A 16,029-nucleotide genomic window follows, 5' to 3' on the forward strand; every position below is an offset into this window, starting at 1 on the left:
ACGCTGGCCATACGCACACGGCCAGCGGCCGCCACCAGCATCGATGCCGTCGTCGGATGACGCGGTCACCCTGCCATTCTAAGTTGTTGGGAAAGATATGCAATTGCGACCCATTCGCATATGCGGACCGGAACGGGTCGCATTTGTTCCACCTGGATCAATGTATGAGTTGAGCTGCACTCATTGTTCCAGTGGTGCGCGCAAAACTCACTTGCGTGTCGCGGGCAGAGGCCTACAATGCGCGCACACACCCCACCCGCCGCTGCCATGACCTCGATGCCGCTCCTGACGTTTTTTATCCAGACCCGCGAACACGCGGGACGGGCGCGTCTGCCCTGCGGCTCATCAGGCGGCTGACCGGTTTCCGGTCACCTGAAGACCCCCAGAGAGAGCGCCCATCGGGCGCTCTTTTCGTTTCCGCGTTACACAACCGATGCAAAGGAGAACGTGTCATGCACCAGACCGCCGAGCCCCAAACCTGGCCGCACGCCCGTTAGCCAACGGCGGCGTGCGGCTCCTTGATGTTGGCGACGAGAGCACACCCCATGAACACCCATTCTCTTTCCCACTGGCGCAACCTGGGCATCATCGCCCACATCGACGCCGGCAAAACCACACTTACCGAACGCCTGCTGTGGAAAACCGGCGAGATCCGCCGCGTCGGCGAAGTCCATGACGGCGCTGCCACCACCGACTTCTCGGCGATCGAACGCGAGCGTGGCATCACCATCGGTGCGGCCGCCGTGCAGGCGCACTGGTCTCCCCGCGGCGAGGGCGACCATCGCCTGACCCTGATCGACACGCCCGGCCATATCGATTTCGCCATCGAAGTGGAGCGTTCGCTGCGCGTCCTCGACGGCGCCGTGGCCGTGTTTTCTGCCGTGGACGGCGTGCAGCCGCAGTCCGAGACTGTCTGGCACCAGGCGCGCCGTCATGGCGTGCCGCTGATTGCGTTCGTCAACAAGATGGATCGCATCGGTGCGTCCTTCGAGCGCGTGCTGGCGCAGCTGCAGGACAAGCTGCAGGCGCGTCCGTGGGCGATCGGCTGGCCGCTGGGCGTGGAAAGCCGGTTCCACGGCTGGGTGGACCTGATTGCCCGCGAGATCGTCGAATGGGACGACACCGGCACGCCGGTGCGGACTGCCTGGACGGCCGAGCAGGCCGTGCAGTGGCAGCCCCGCCGGCTGGACCTGATCGAAGCGGTCGCCGACCACGATGACGCGCTCGGTGAAGCCTGGCTGGAAGGTCGCGAGATCGACGATGCGCAGCTGCGCGCGGCCCTGCGCCGGGCCACGCTGGCCGGTGCCGGCGTGCCGGTGCTGGCCGGTGCGGCATTCAAGAGCTAAGGCATCGACACGCTGCTGGATGCGGTCGTCGATTTCCTGCCGTCGCCCTTGGATCGCCCGCCGGTCGTGGCCATGCGTGACGGCAGCGAGGTGCTGTTGCCGCCGGATCCGAAGGGTCCGCTGGCCGCGCTGCTGTTCAAGATCACGCACCAGAGCCACGGGGCGTTGAGCTTCATCCGGCTGTACTCGGGCACGGTAAAGGTGGGTGACAGCGTGGCCAGTTCGCAGCATGCGCAGGGGCGTCGGATCGGCCGGCTGGTGCGTGTGCAGGCCGACCAGACCCATGACATCAAGGAAGCCGTGGCCGGCGACATCGTGGCGGTGATCGGGTGGAAGGATGCGGTGAGCGGCGAAACGCTCAGCGCCCCGTCCGCGCCGTTGCTGCTTGATGCCATCCAGGCCCAGCACGCAGTACTGGCCTGGCGGTTGAATGCGGACAAGGCGTCGGACCTGATCCGGATGAGCCAGGGCTTGTCGAGCCTGGCGCAGGAAGACCCCTCGTTCCACGTCTCCACCGACGCGGTGACCGGGGAAACCCTGATCTGGGGCATGGGCGAGCTGCACCTGGAGGTGATGGTCGAACGACTGCGCAGCGAGTGGAATGTGCCGGTACGCACCGGGGCGCCACGGGTGGCCTACCAGGAAACCCCTGCACAGGCAGTGCAGGGCGTGGAAGGCAAGGTCGCCAAGCAGACCGGCGGCCAGGGCCAGTTCGCGCGGGTGCTGATCGACGTGGTGCCCATCGACGGCGGCGAGATCCGTTTCATCGACCGGACGGTCGGTGGCGTGATCCCGAAGACGTTCGTGGCAGCGGTGGAGAAGGGTGTGCGTGCGGCGCTTGAAGAGGGCCCGCGTGGACATCCGGTGGTGGGGCTCGAGGTGACCCTGACCGACGGCCAGACCCATGCCAAAGATTCCTCGGACATGGCGTTCCATCGCGCCGGCAGCGAGGCGATCAAGGCCGCGCTGGCGAGGGCGGGCACACGTCTGCTGGAGCCGGTGATGGAAGTGGCCATCCATGCCCCGTCGGCCAACGTCGGCGACGTGGTGGGCGATCTCAATCGCCGTAATGGCCGGGTCGCGTCCATCGAAGACCGCGGCGCCCAGGTCGAGGTGCTCGGGTATGCACCGCTGGCCAAGCTGTCCGGCTACACCACGGCCCTGCGCTCGTTGACCCAGGGGCGCGCTTCCAGCGACATGCGCTTCAATGGCTATGAGGAAGTGCAGGTCGCGTAGGGTGCCATTGCGCGGTAAACAACAGGAGGCCGGACCACCGGCCTCCTTTTTTTTGTGGCGGCCCGCCTTTGCCGCGTCGGGCTCGTTGGTCACGGCCACGCCCTGGATCGTGGTGCGCGGATACAATGCGCGTCCAACGTACGGGAGTCTTCGATGAGCAGCGCGCATTTCTATCCGATCGGGACTCCCGGCCAGCCGTGGGGTGACGTCGAGCGCGCCGCCTGGCGTGCACGCCAGCAGCGCCAGCGCAGCTATCACGACGATGTCGTGGCGGCACTGGAGCGGCTTGGCGATCGTATTGAGATCGTCCAGTACGGGCAGCTCGACTACCCGCCGGACCATTACCCGCTGTTTGCCGCCATCAGCAGTGACTGGGACCCCGCGTTGCCGTCGGCGCTGATCACCGGTGGCGTGCACGGCTATGAAACCAGTGGCGTGCATGGCGCCCTGTTGTTCCTGGAGCAGAAGGCGGCCGACTATGCCGGGCGCATCAACCTGCTTGTGGCGCCCTGCGTCAGCCCGTGGGGCTACGAACGCATCCAGCGCTGGAATCCCGATGCACTGGATACCAACCGGGCCTTCCGCCCCGGCGACACCGCCGAGGAGGCCGGTGCGCTGATGCGCTGGATCGCCGCGCGTGGCGACACGCTGCTGGTCCACGTGGATCTGCACGAAACCACCGACAGCGACGCCAACGAATTCGACCCGGCGCTGGCGGCGCGCGACGGCAGGCTGCTGGTGCCGGAGACCATTCCCGATGGCTTCTATGTGATCGGCAACAGCGAAAATCCCGAGCCGGCGTTCCAGCGGGCGCTGATCGCAGCGGTGGAGAAGATCACCCATATCGCCCAGGCCGATGCCGATGGCAATCTCGTCGGCATGCCGCTGCAGTCCCCGGGCGTGGTGTGGGGGGCGTCGCGGTCGATCGGTGCCTGCGCCGGCTTCACCGATGCGCGCTTTGCCACCACCACCGAGGTCTACCCGGACAGCCCGCTCACCACCCCGGCGCAGTGCAATGACGCGCAGGTTGCCGCAGTGTGCGCGGCATTGGATTTCGCACTGGCCCACCGCTGAGGGGGCCAGCAGAGTTGCCGGCCCCAACCGACGGTTGGGGCCGGCCCCTCTGGCGGGCGATTCTGTCGCTGGGCCTGCTGGGCATCATCCGCACCTTCCCGAGCTGGTCGGTGGTGCTGGAGGTCGAAGGATTCTAGCCGTGGAGCGGGTCGAAGGCGCCGCGGGAACCGTGGCGGTTGCACGCACGTGCCGGCGCAAGCGGCGCCACCGACGATCGGCTATCGTAAGCGCCCCTGCCACCTCTTCCTTCGAGCGCCACGCATGAAATCCACTTCGAAGCGTGTTCGGCGGCGGTACTGCATCGTGCTGTCCGCCGCGCTGCTGGTCGCGGGATGCACGGGCACGACGACCCCGGCGAAGGACCTCGGCGCGGACATCGACGAGGTCGCCGCGACGCTGATCGAGCAGCCGCTGCTCCACTCGACCTCGATCGCCGTGGTGTACAGGGGCAAGGCATTCATTCGACATCGCGGCGACATGGAGGCGGGGACGCCGGGTCCGCCAACCGATGCGACGCTCTACGAGATCGGCTCGTTGAGCAAGACACTGGCAGGCACCCTGATGGCCAATGCCGTTCTGGAGGGCAAGGTGCGTCTGGACGATGATATCCGGATGTATCTCGACGACGCCTATCCGAACCTGGCGTACAAGGGCGACCCCATCCGCATCCGTCACCTGCTGTCGCATACGAGCGGCTTGCCGAACATGCTGCCGGCGGAGGCGAACACAGTGCTCGCGGACTTCACGGACCAGCGCACGCCCGGCGAGCTCAATGCCATCTACGCGCACTACGGCAAGGCCGACTTTTTCAGGGACCTGCATGGCGCCCGGATTCCCCGCATGCCCGGGAAGGAGTACGCATACTCCAGTACCGGCACGGAACTGGCCGCGCATGTTCTGGAGACGGTCTACAAGAGGGATTATGAGTCCTTGTTGCGCGGCTACCTGGCCGAGTCCGCAGGGATGACGGACGTCAGGATCCGGCTGAGCGACGAGGAGGCCCGCCGGCTTGCGATCGGCTATCACAGTGACAACCCGGTGCCCACCACGCCGATGCCGCAACTGCCTTGGGGCGCATCCGGGAACGCGAAGGTGACCGTGCCGGAAATGGTGAAGTACCTTCGGTTCCAGCTGTCTGGCGGGTCTGTCGTGACGGAGTCGCGTCGCGCGCTCGTCGAATTCGATCCCGGGTTCAGCATCGGTTATTTCTGGAACATCGTCAGCGGCGACCGGTTGAAGGGCACCTACTTCGCGCATCATGGCGGCGTGCCCCGATCGCAGTGCTACGTGTACATCCTGCCAAAGTACGACCTTGGCATATTCGTCATCACCAACCAGAGCGGCGACCAGACGGCGCGCGCGATGGAGGCGGCCATCACTACGCTGGTCGAACGGATTGCCGCGCGGGAGAGGGTGGCCGGGTTGTCCCGCCAAGGCGCGTAGCGCGCTGAGGGGGCAGGGGCCATCAGGGCTGTTTGCGTGACGCGTCACGGTCGCGCGAGGGCGCGATGGCCGGGACTGGACGCGGTCGCGCTACGGACGCGCGCGTGATCAACCGGTGCGCGAGCACATGGTTCACCGTGCGGTGCCCCGAAGACGCGGGGCGCCGGATCTCACGCAACAGGATGTCGATGGCGGTGTCGGCCATGTCCGCCACCGGTTGATGCACCGTGGTGAGTTCCGGCCATACCATCGTCGACGCGGAGGTGTCGTCGAACCCCACCACCGAAAGGTCACCCGGCACCACCAGGCCGCGGCGATGCGCCACCGACACCACGGCCGATGCCATGTCATCGTTGCTGGCGAAGATCGCAGTGGGCGGCGCGTCCACGCTCAACAACCGTTCTGCGGCGTCCAGCCCGGAGCGGTACGTGAAATAGCCGGCATGGACGAGTGCGTCGTCGTAGCCGATGCCGGCGTCGGCCAGCGCATCCCGATACCCCTGCCATCGGTGGGCGCTGGCGGTCTGATTTGGATCGCCCTTGATATAGCCGATGCGGGTATGTCCGTGGGCGATCAGATGCGACACCACGTCGTGGCTTGCCTGCCGGTCATCGATGCGCACGCAGGACATCCTGTCGCTGAAATGGCTGGACGCGATGGACACGACGGCCACGCCTGCGGCAAGGAACTCGTCGACGATGGCCTGCGACTCGCACAGGGGCGGCGGCAGTATCACGCCTGCCACGCTGCCTGAAAGTTGCCGTGCCGCGTGGCGACGTGCCTGGGCGCCCAGGTCATCCCAGGTGGCGATCACCAGCTGCGCCGCTGCACGGGTGGATCCGCGCAACGCACCGACCAGGAGCTCGCGCAGGTAGCTGGAGCTTGGATTGGTATAGATCAACGCGATGCAGGTGTGCTGCGCCGCAGCCAAGGCGCTCGCCGCCAGGTTGGGCCGGTAGTCAAGTTCACGCACGCTGCGCATGACGCGCTCGCGGTTGTCGTCGCGTACGCCGGCATGGCCGTTGATGACGCGTGACACCGTCATGGCGGAAAGCCCGGCGTGCGCCGCGACGTCATCGATGGTGACTGCGCCTGCCTTTCGACGGACCGCTCTGTGGCTGTTTTTCACGGCATGGATTCCTTTGCTGCGCTGCATGATGACAAGCGCAACCCTGGATGATTAGGCTGCGCCCGTGACGTGATGGTAGCGCTACCACTCGGCCGGAGTAAGGCCGCCAGGTACCCCCCCCTTTACCACGCGGCTGTTCTGGCAAGTCTGAAAGCGAGTTGGCGTCGCAGTGAGCGCAACGCGCACTGCGATGTTCGGTGTGGAAGACGGGCATCGCCCGTACGTGCCCCCAGGAGGGGCGGTACATCCATTCGATCGTATGTCAGAGGGGAGAGTCATGAGCGCTGCTGCTTTCCGTCGTACCCCAGGCCGGAGGGCTCGTTCATGAGCCGGACGCTGGCGAAGTTCACATCCAGGGCCATGTTTACGTTTGTAGGCGGCGTTCTGGTCATCAATCCCGCATTCGCGCAGGACGCACCGACGCCGGCGTCCAGCGCCCAGTCGCAGGCTCAGCCAAGTCCGACGCAGATGGATACCGTCCAGGTCACCGGCATCCGCAACAGCCTCAGCCAGGCGATGGACATCAAGCGCGACTCGGCCGGTGTGGTGGATGCAATCAGTGCCGAGGACATCGGCAAGTTCCCCGACACCAACCTGGCCGAGTCGCTTCAGCGCATCACCGGCATCTCCATCGAGCGCCGCGACGGCGAGGGTGCCCAGGTGACGGCGCGCGGCTTTGGCCCGCAGTTCAACATGGTGACGCTCAACGGTCGCCAGATGCCCGGTGCCGATGCCTTCGGTGCAGCGGGGCAGGTCGCCATCGGCGGTGTCGACGGCGGTACCCGCGCGTTCAACTTCGCCCAGCTTGCCGCAGAAGCGATCAACGGCATCGAGGTCTACAAGACCAGCCAGGCGAACGTGCCCAGCGGTGGTATCGGCGCCACCATCAACATCCTGACGTCGCGTCCGTTCGACCACGAGGGCGTGGTTGCCAGTGCCGGGGCCAAAGTCGTCTCCGACAGGAGCCAGCCGTTCGACAACGACCTGACCCCGGAACTGTCGGGTATCTTCAGCTACACCAACCCCGACAGGACCCTCGGCGTCGGCGTGAGTGCGAGCTACCAGAAGCGCAAGGGCGGCTCGGTCCAGGCCACCGACAACTACTGGAACATCCAGCCGTGGACCGGCACGATGCCCGGCAACCCGACGGTGGTCAACGCCCCGGCGATCGGCGCGCTGTACGCACGGCCGAACGACCTGCGCTACGCGTTCTCCGAGTTCGAACGTGAGCGCATCAACGGCCAGGCCGTGCTGCAGTTCGCGCCGACAGACGCGATCACGCTGACCCTTGACTACACGTACTCGACCAACGAAATCACCGAGAATCGTGGCGAACAGGGCATGTGGCTGCAGAACAGCAACTACACCGACGTCACGTTCGATACCAGCGGAGCGGTTGCCACGCCGATCTACATCCGTGAGATCGCGGGCACCAAGGACTTCGGCCTCGAGCAGCAGCGCAGCATGCAGAAGTACAAGCTGGGCTCGCTGGGTCTGAACGCGGTGTGGAATGTCACCGACCGGTTCAAGCTCAGCTTCGATGCGCACGACTCGAAGAACGAGAGCCGCCCGAACGATCCGCTGACCGGCGGCGGCTCCATCTTCAGCAGTATCGCCGGCACCAACAACTGCACCACCGGACCGCATTGCGGCGGGTCCTGGGTACAGGAGATGGTCTTCAACAACGGCCTGCCGGTAGGCACGCAGGTCTGGTACCCCAGCACGGCCGACGCCATCGCCAAGACCAACGGCGTGGTCAACCCGGGCTTCGTGCCAGGCGAAATCGGCTCGCAGGTGCTGCGCATCAATTCGCAGACCCAGGTCAGCGAGATCAAGCAGGGGCGCGTCGACGGCGAGTGGAGCTTCGACAAGGGCCGCTTCCAGTTTGGTGTGGACTCGAGCAAGCAGACCACCCACCGCATCCAGGCCGCAGAGAACTACAACACCCTGGGCGACTGGGGCGTGGCCAACGTTGACGGGGACGTCGCGAACGGGTTGATGGACCTGCTGCAGCCGGTCAACATCGTCGGGCTGTTCAAGGACTACAGTGCCAACAGCTTCACTGCCTGGCGCGGCGATGCCGGCCGGATCGCGCAGTGGGCGGCCGACAACTACGGCGCCAGCCTGGGGGTGAGCCCGCAGCTCGCCGCCGACAACCGGGTGGAGGAGAAGACCCGGTCGGCGTACTTCCAGGTCGAGCTGGACGGCGACCTGGGCGGCCTGCGCACCAGCACGCGGCTGGGCGTCCGCTATGAGACCACCGATGTGGTGTCGACCTCGATCATTGCCATTCCGGAAGCCATCGAGTGGCAGTCGAACAACGACTTCCGCGTGCTGTTGTCCGATGAGCAGCAACCCTTCACCGAGAAGACCACGTACAGCTACGTCCTGCCCAACCTGGACTTCAGCATCGACCTGATGGACGACCTCAAGGGGCGCGTGTCGTTCGGCAAGAGCATCGCCCGCGCGCCGATCGGCAATCTCTACGCCGGTCCAACGGCACAGCAGCCGTTCGGTTCGGTACTGATCGACCCGTCGTCGAGGGCCAGCGGCACCGCGCAGAACCCGGCGCTGAAGCCCCTGGAATCGGACAACCTGGACCTGGCGCTGGAATGGTACTTCGCTGACGCCAGCTACGTGTCGGTGACCTTCTGGAACAAGCAGGTCGACAACTTCGTGGGCAACACCGTGGTGCAGGAGAACCTGTACGGCCTGCGCGACCCGAGTTCCGGACCGGATGCGCAGGCGGCACTGGCGTTCCTGACCAGCGGAGCCTGCATCACCCAGGTTGGGGCGGCCAATGCGGCAGCCTGCTCGGCCAACGACACCTCGCTGTTCACCGCGCTGGCCCTGCTGCGCAACAACCCGGCCGGGCTGGGCGCCTACAACGGCACGGATGCTCAGGTGCTGGCCACCGAGGCCGCGTACGATCTGTACGGCACCGCGGCCGATCCGCTGTACCTGTTCAACGTCAACCGCCCCATCAACCAGAACAAATCCAAGCTGCATGGCTGGGAGCTGGGTGGGCAGTATTTCTTCGGCGACACGGGGTTTGGCATCCTCGCCAACTACACCATTGTCAATGGCGACGTGGGGTTCAACAACGGCGGCGATCCGGGCATCGACCAGTTCTCGCTGACTGGACTCAGCGACACGGCCAATGCGATGCTGATGTACGAGAAGTACGGCTGGTCTGTCCGCTTGGCCTGGAACTGGCGTGACCAGTACCTGATCCTGGCCAACCAGGGAGCAAGCCGTAATCCGTACTACGTGGAAGCGTACGAGCAGTGGGATCTCAGCGTGAATTACACCCTGGATGATCACTGGTCGTTCGGCTTGGAGGCGATCAATCTGACCGGTGAGGACGTTCGCTGGCGTTCGCGCACCTCGCAGATGATCGTGAAGCTGGCCGATCAGAGTCCGCGTTACATGCTTGGCGTGCGTTACAGGTTCTGAACCGTGAGGGTGCCGCTGCTTGGCCAGCGGCACCCGTTCCAGGCTCCTGATGGGATTGGACACCACCATGCCGCGTTACGAAATGCTCAACAACATCGCCCACCGCGACCTGCGCGTGGCCACCGGTTTCGGGCCCGAGTTCGGCGACGCGGTGGGCATGGTGCCGGCCTACCCGAGCGAGTTCGCCGAGCTGCAGCGCGAGTACCCCATTTTTCTGCGCAGGGACCCGGCGACGGGGGACTGGCAGTCCGTTGCGCTGCTCGGATTCGAGCAGCACGAGAATCTGTTTCTGCACGATGGGCGCTGGAATGCCACCTATCTGCCGGGGGCCGCGGCCAAGGGGCCGTTCCTCATCGGCTTCCAGGAGAACCGGATCGATGGCGCACCTGTCCAGGAAGCGGTGCTGCACGTCGACCTCGACCACCCGCGCGTGAACGCGATGCAGGGTGAGCCGGTGTTCCTGCCGCAGGGGGGGAACAGCCCCTATCTTGACCATATCGCAGGCGTGCTGCGCGGCATCCACGATGGCCATGCCTTTGGCGCACACATGTTTTCCATGCTCGATACGAACGGACTCATCCAGCCGGTCTCGCTTGATGTGACGATCGACACCGGTCATCGGGTGGGCATCAACGGCCTGCATGCGATCGACCGTGACCGCCTGGCCCAGTTGGACGGTTCCGCGCTCGCCGACCTCAACCGCGCCGGGTATCTGGAAGGCGCGTACCTGATGCTGGCGTCTCTGCACAACATGCGGCGCCTGATCGCCGAGAAGCAGCGCCGCCTGCGCACGCAGGATGCCGCCGTGGCGGCGGGCAGGAACTGACCCATGTATGACGGCGTTGCCATGCGCGTTCTCGACGGTCTTGCGCCGGAAGCGCTGCCGCTGTCGGCACTGGCTGCCGTCGGCGAGCCGGTCGTGCTGCGCGGCATCGCGCGCGACTGGGGGCTGGTGCAGGCCGGGCGGCGTTCCACACAAGAGGCGCTGGCCTATCTGCGCGGTTTCGATGCGGGCGTGCCTGTGCCGTATTCGTACGGCGGGCCGGAGATTGAAGGGCGTCCGTTCTACAACGAGGACTTCACGCGGTTGAACGTCGAGGTCCGGCGCGGCCTGCTGACGCAGGTGCTGGGCGAAATTGCCGAGACCTTCGAGGACCCCAGGCCGCCTACCTACTATGTTGCCGCGCTGCTGATCGAGCGGGCGCTCCCCGGGTTCGCGCAGGCCAACGATGCCGGCCTGGCGGGGCAGGGCATCGAGGCATCGGCCAGCATCTGGATTGGCAACCGCGTAACGGCGTCGTGCCATTTCGACACCCCGGACAACCTGGCGTGCTGCGCAGTGGGCCGGCGCCGCTTCACGCTCTTTCCGCCGGATCAGATCGACAACCTGTATCCCGGGCCGCTGGAACCCACGCCGGGAGGCCAGGTGGTCAGCGTGGTGGATTTCGAGCGCCCGGATTTCGCGCGCCATCCCCGCTTCCGTGATGCCCTGGCAAGCGCGCGGACTGCCGAGCTGGAGCCGGGTGATGCCATCTTCATTCCGAGCATGTGGTGGCACCACGTGCGCAGCCTGGCGCCATTCAACGTGCTGGTGAATTACTGGTGGCGCAGCACACCCGGCTTTCTTTCCTCCCCGCTGCCGGCGCTCCAGCATGCGATGTGGGCGCTGCGCGATCTGCCTGCACGTGAAAAGCAGGCCTGGTCGACGATCTTCGACTACTACGTCTTCGGTCCGGGCGAGCGCGCAGGGCAGCACCTGCCTGAAGCAGCCAGGGGCGAGCTGGCACCGTTCGACGAGACGCAGGCACGGCGCACGCGCGCACAGCTGCTGGCTCGACTCAACCGCTGATGGGAGCATCGCATTGAACGTTGCGAACACACCACACGCACGGGTCCGCAAGGTCGTCATCGCCGGTGGCGGCACGGCCGGCTGGCTGGCCGGCTGTGCGCTGTCTCACCAGTTCCGCGACCAGCTGGACATCACCCTGGTGGAGTCCGAGCAGATCGGTACGGTGGGCGTTGGCGAGTCGACCGTGCCGCCCATCCGTGCGTTCCACCGCTTTCTGCAGATCGACGAGCAGGAATTCCTGCGCGCGGTCGCCGGCACGTTCAAGCTCTCGATCTCGTTTGAGAACTGGCGTCGACCTGGGGACCGTTTCATCCATCCCTTCGGCACGATCGGGCAGGGAACGTGGGCTGCGCCGTTCCACCATTTCTGGCTGGACAGCCTGCGCCGCGGCATGCCGTCGGAGCTGGGCGATTTCTGCCTGGAGAGCGTCGCCTCGCGCGGCGACCGGTTCTCGCTGGACACCCGGCCGCAACTCAACTATGCGTATCACTTCGACGCCAGCCTCTATGCGAAGTTCCTTCGACGCAGGGCCGAAGCGCAGGGCCTGCGGCGGGTCGAGGGCAAGATCCGCAACGTGCAGCAACATGCCGATGACGGCTCCGTTGCGGCACTGGTGCTGGAGGACGGGCAGATCATCGAGGGCGATCTGTTCATCGACTGCACCGGCTTCCGCGGCCTGTTGACCGAGCAGACCCTGCATACCGGCTACGAGGACTGGCACGACTGGCTGCCCAGTGACCGCGCGGTGGCGGTGCAGACCGGCTCGGTCTCGCCGCCGGTTCCGTACACCCGCGCCATCGCACACGAGGCCGGCTGGCGGTGGCATATCGCGCTTCAGCATCGGGTCGGCTGCGGCCTGGTGTTTTCCAGCCGCCACATGTCCGACGACGAAGCGCACGCCAAGCTGCTGCGTGACGTCGAGGGCCCGCCCCTGCGCGATCCCTGGCTGGTGCCATTCCGTAGCGGGCGGCGGCTGAAGGCGTGGAACAGGAACGTGGTGGCGCTTGGGCTTGCGAGTGGCTTCATCGAGCCGCTGGAATCGACCAGCATCCACCTGACCATCAGTGCCGTAGTGCGTCTGATCCAGTTGTTCCCGTTTGACGGCATCAGCCCGGCGCTGATGACGCTGTACAACGATGTCAGCCGCCAGGAGATGGAGCATGTGCGCGACTTCATCATCCTGCACTACCACGCAAACCAGCGCGACGAGCCGATGTGGAAGGCGTGCCGCGAGATGCCATTGCCCGAGTCGCTCGCCATCCGGCTGCGTGCCTGGCGCGAGCGGGCCCATGCGTGGCAGGACCCCGGCGAGCTGTTCCGGGTCGATTCCTGGACCAGTGTGCTGATGGGGCAGGGGATCCAGCCGGGTCCGCCGCACCCGCTGGCACGTGCCATCGATGACGCGGACCTGCGGACGTTGCTGGCGCGGATCCGCCAGCCAGTGCAGCAGGCGGTTGCGACGATGCCGTCGCAGACCGCCTTCATCGAGCGCTACTGCAGGGCGGGAGAGGACGTATGGCCGCGGGCGCCAGCCCTGACGTAACGCGGCAGCATGCTGTTGTCTGGAAATGGTAGCGCTAACTTCAATAACGGGCGGGAGTGCAGTACATGGAACTGGTGGCCGGAATCGACGCAGGGACGCAGAGCCTGAAGATCGTGGTGTACGACCCTGCCGGGCGTCGACTCGTTGCCAGCACCAGCTCGCCGCTGGACCTCACGTCCGGCGCCGATGGCAGCCGTGAGCAGCACCCGGCCGATTGGGTCGCCGCACTTCATGCCTGCTTCCATGCGATCGAACCCAAGGTTCGCTCGCGCATCACCGCGTTGGCGGTGTCGGGCCAGCAGCACGGGTTCGTAGCGGTCGACGCGGCAGGCGAGGTGCTGGCACCGGCCAAGCTGTGGTGCGACACCAGCACGTCGGCCGAGTGCGTGCAGATCATGGACGCAGTGGGCGGTGCAGCGCGCAGCATCGCGCTGGCGGGCAACCCTGTCCTCACCGGGTACACCGCCTCCAAGCTGCCCTGGACCAGGACCCATCGGCCCGAGGCCTACGCGCGGCTTGCCACGATCCTGCTGCCGCATGACTACCTCAATTTCGTGTTGACCGGCGAGCGCTTCTGCGAGTACGGCGATGCGTCGGGCACGGGCTGGCTGGACGTGCGTACCCGCACCTGGTCGAGCCCTCTGCTGCGCGCGACCGATCCCGAGCGCGACCTTGCCGCGTGCCTGCCACGCATCGCCGCGCCCGAGGAGATGCTGGACATCGACCCGGCCATCGCGGCGGCACTGGGGCTGCGTGCGACCGTGAAAGTGGCCGTGGGCGGTGGCGACAACATGATGGCGGCGATCGGCACCGGCTGCGTCGTGCCCGGTCGCCTGGCGATGAGCCTGGGCACCTCGGGCACCCTGTTCGCCTACTCGGACACGCCCGTGGTCGACCCGGACGGGAAATGGGCCGCGTTCTGCTCGTCCACCGGCGGCTGGCTGCCGCTGATCTGCACGATGAACTGCACGGTCGTCACCGAGCAGGTCGCCGATGCGTTCGGGTTCAGCACCCGGTATGCCGACGGGCACCTGCGGGCGACGTCGCCCGGTGCAGACGGCCTGGTGATGCTGCCGTTCCTCAATGGCGAGCGCACGCCGGACCTGCCGCTGGGCAAAGGGGTACTGGCGGGCCTGGACACGGCCAACATGACCCCGGCGCACTTCTACCGTGCGGCCGTCGAAGGGGCGACGTACAGCCTGAAGTACGGCTACGACGCCTTTGTCCGCGCGGGCATGCGGTTCGAACGCATCGTGCTGACCGGCGGCGGCAGCAACAGCGCGCAGTGGCGGCAACTGGTGGCCGATGTGTTCGGCCTTCCGGTGGACGTGCCGACCCAGTCCGAAGGCGCGGCATTCGGTGCGGCATTGCAGGCCCTGTGGGCGCTGGGTCACGCGCGTGGAGAGGGCGCGTCCATCGCCGAGATCGCAGACCGGCACGTAGCGCTCGACCCGCTGCAGTCCGCACAGCCCGATCCGGCGCGCACGGACGCCTACGCCACGGCGTATGCCCGATTCCTGCGCCATCTCGACGCCATCATGCCGCTGTATCGCGGCTGATCTCCCTCTTTCGCGACACCTCCCACACCAACAGGAAGACCCACCATGAGCAATCAGCCTTTCATCGGCGCCACGGAATACTTCCCCGGCATCGGCCGCATCCCCTTTGAGGGCCGGGGCTCGGACAACCCCCTCGCATTCAGGGTCTATGACGCGGACCGGGTCATCGGTGGCAAGACCATGCAGGAGCACCTGCGCTTCGCGGCCTGCTACTGGCACACGTTCTGCAACGCGGGGCATGATCCGTTTGGTCCAGGCACCCGCCGGTTCCCGTGGGAGGCCGGCTCGCCGATGGCCACCGCCGAAGCGAAGGTGGACGCCGCGTTCGAATTCTTCACCAAGCTTGGCGTGCCGTACTGGTGCTTCCATGACATCGACCTGGCACCGGACGCCGACGATGTCACCCAGTACGAGAAGAACCTCAAGCACATGGTCGGCCTGGCCAAGGCGCGTCAGGAGGCTACGGGCATCAAGCTGCTGTGGGGAACAGCCAATCTCTTCTCGCATCCGCGCTATATGAACGGTGCATCCACCAATCCGGATTTCGGCGTGGTGGCGCGTGCCGCCGTACAGGTGAAGGCGGCGCTGGAAGCGACGGTTGAACTGGGCGGCGAACACTACGTGTTCTGGGGTGGCCGGGAAGGCTACGCCTCGCTGGTGAACACGCAGATGAAGCGCGAGCTCGACCATCTCGCGCGCTTCCTCACGATGGCGCGGGACTACGGCCGCAGCATCGGGTTGAAAGGGAACTTCCTGATCGAGCCCAAGCCGATGGAGCCGATGAACCACCAGTACGACTTCGACAGTGCGACCGTGGCGGGCTTCCTGAAAGCGCATGGCCTGGACAAGGACTTCAAGCTCAACATCGAGGCCAATCACGCCACACTCTCCGGACACACCTTCGAACACGATCTGCAGGTCGCGTCCGACCACGGCTTGCTGGGCAGCATCGACGCCAACCGTGGCAACGGGCAGAACGGCTGGGACACGGACCAGTTCCCGACCGACCTGTACGACACCGTCGGCGCGATGCTGGTCGTGCTGCGGCAGGGCGGACTGGAGGGGGGGCTGAACTTCGATGCCAAGCTGCGCAGGGAGTCGACCGACCTGGAAGATCTGTTCATCGCCCACATCGGTGGCATGGACGCGTTCGCGCGCGGGCTGGAAGTGGCGCACGCCCTGCTGCACGACTCGCCGTGGGAGCAGTGGCGCGCCGAGCGGTATGCCAGCTTCGACAGCGGCGCGGGCAGGGACTTCGAAAACGGCACGCTTGGCCTGACCGACCTGGCGGCGATGGCCATCAAGCTGGGTGAGCCCGCGCAGGTCAGCGGCAAGCAGGAGCGCTACGAGAACCTCCTCAACCAGTATCTGCTGCGCTGACATCACACCGGGAG

Annotated in this window: 10 protein-coding genes and 1 pseudogene; 10 read left to right on the forward strand and 1 reads right to left on the reverse strand. The window is 66.1% G+C overall.

Annotated features, from left to right (window positions below; genetic code table 11):
- The first annotated feature begins 545 nt into the window (after positions 1-545).
- From fusA to ACPEH8_RS04360, 4 genes and pseudogenes are all read left to right on the forward strand, one after another.
- A pseudogene (gene fusA, locus ACPEH8_RS04345) lies at positions 546-2,582 on the forward strand (elongation factor G).
- Between the two features lie 153 nt (positions 2,583-2,735).
- Positions 2,736-3,656, forward strand: coding sequence for a M14 family metallopeptidase (locus tag ACPEH8_RS04350; RefSeq protein ID WP_166472994.1), 921 nt, complete (start codon positions 2,736-2,738; stop codon positions 3,654-3,656).
- Between the two features lie 14 nt (positions 3,657-3,670).
- On the forward strand, positions 3,671-3,793 hold the full coding sequence (locus ACPEH8_RS04355) for a hypothetical protein (RefSeq protein ID WP_279569869.1): 123 nt from the start codon (positions 3,671-3,673) through the stop codon (positions 3,791-3,793).
- A gap of 124 nt (positions 3,794-3,917) precedes the next feature.
- A complete protein-coding gene (locus tag ACPEH8_RS04360) occupies positions 3,918-5,099 on the forward strand; it encodes a serine hydrolase domain-containing protein (RefSeq protein WP_423666117.1) in 1,182 nt (393 codons plus the stop codon).
- A gap of 22 nt (positions 5,100-5,121) precedes the next feature.
- Here the strand turns inward: ACPEH8_RS04360 and ACPEH8_RS04365 are convergent, their stop codons facing one another.
- A complete protein-coding gene (locus ACPEH8_RS04365) occupies positions 5,122-6,228 on the reverse strand; it encodes a LacI family DNA-binding transcriptional regulator (protein WP_423666119.1) in 1,107 nt (368 codons plus the stop codon).
- A 324-nt stretch (positions 6,229-6,552) separates the two neighbouring features.
- On the opposite strand from ACPEH8_RS04365, the gene ACPEH8_RS04370 reads away from it, so the two are divergent.
- The 6 genes from ACPEH8_RS04370 to xylA all read left to right on the forward strand — a co-directional run bounded on the left by ACPEH8_RS04370 (position 6,553) and on the right by xylA (position 16,015).
- Positions 6,553-9,684, forward strand: coding sequence for a TonB-dependent receptor (locus ACPEH8_RS04370; protein WP_423666121.1), 3,132 nt, complete (start codon positions 6,553-6,555; stop codon positions 9,682-9,684).
- Positions 9,685-9,751: 67 nt separating this feature from the next.
- A complete protein-coding gene (locus ACPEH8_RS04375) occupies positions 9,752-10,510 on the forward strand; it encodes a SapC family protein (protein ID WP_208020029.1) in 759 nt (252 codons plus the stop codon).
- A 3-nt stretch (positions 10,511-10,513) separates the two neighbouring features.
- On the forward strand, positions 10,514-11,533 hold the full coding sequence (locus tag ACPEH8_RS04380) for a cupin-like domain-containing protein (protein WP_423666123.1): 1,020 nt from the start codon (positions 10,514-10,516) through the stop codon (positions 11,531-11,533).
- 13 nt (positions 11,534-11,546) lie between these two features.
- Complete coding sequence (locus ACPEH8_RS04385; RefSeq protein WP_423666125.1) at positions 11,547-13,076, forward strand: tryptophan halogenase family protein; 1,530 nt, start codon at positions 11,547-11,549, stop codon at positions 13,074-13,076.
- A gap of 65 nt (positions 13,077-13,141) precedes the next feature.
- Positions 13,142-14,635 carry a xylulokinase gene (gene xylB / locus ACPEH8_RS04390; protein ID WP_026070763.1) on the forward strand — a complete coding sequence of 498 codons (1,494 nt, stop codon included), beginning with the start codon at positions 13,142-13,144 and terminating at the stop codon, positions 14,633-14,635.
- A 45-nt stretch (positions 14,636-14,680) separates the two neighbouring features.
- Complete coding sequence (gene xylA, locus ACPEH8_RS04395) at positions 14,681-16,015, forward strand: xylose isomerase (protein WP_423666127.1); 1,335 nt, start codon at positions 14,681-14,683, stop codon at positions 16,013-16,015.
- The last annotated feature ends 14 nt before the right edge of the window (positions 16,016-16,029 follow it).

Origin of the sequence: Stenotrophomonas sp. NPDC077461 (assembly GCF_049545475.1) — a bacterium.
Classification (GTDB): Bacteria; Pseudomonadota; Gammaproteobacteria; order Xanthomonadales; family Xanthomonadaceae; genus Stenotrophomonas; species Stenotrophomonas nematodicola.

Coding starts and splice junctions, on each gene's coding strand:
- ACPEH8_RS04360 (WP_423666117.1), top strand. CDS start 3,918: ATGAAATCCACTTCGAAGCGTGTTCGGCGGCGGTACTGCATCGTGCTG.
- ACPEH8_RS04370 (WP_423666121.1), top strand. CDS start 6,553: ATGAGCCGGACGCTGGCGAAGTTCACATCCAGGGCCATGTTTACGTTT.
- ACPEH8_RS04350 (WP_166472994.1), top strand. CDS start 2,736: ATGAGCAGCGCGCATTTCTATCCGATCGGGACTCCCGGCCAGCCGTGG.
- xylB (WP_026070763.1), top strand. CDS start 13,142: ATGGAACTGGTGGCCGGAATCGACGCAGGGACGCAGAGCCTGAAGATC.
- ACPEH8_RS04375 (WP_208020029.1), top strand. CDS start 9,752: ATGCCGCGTTACGAAATGCTCAACAACATCGCCCACCGCGACCTGCGC.
- ACPEH8_RS04380 (WP_423666123.1), top strand. CDS start 10,514: ATGTATGACGGCGTTGCCATGCGCGTTCTCGACGGTCTTGCGCCGGAA.
- xylA (WP_423666127.1), top strand. CDS start 14,681: ATGAGCAATCAGCCTTTCATCGGCGCCACGGAATACTTCCCCGGCATC.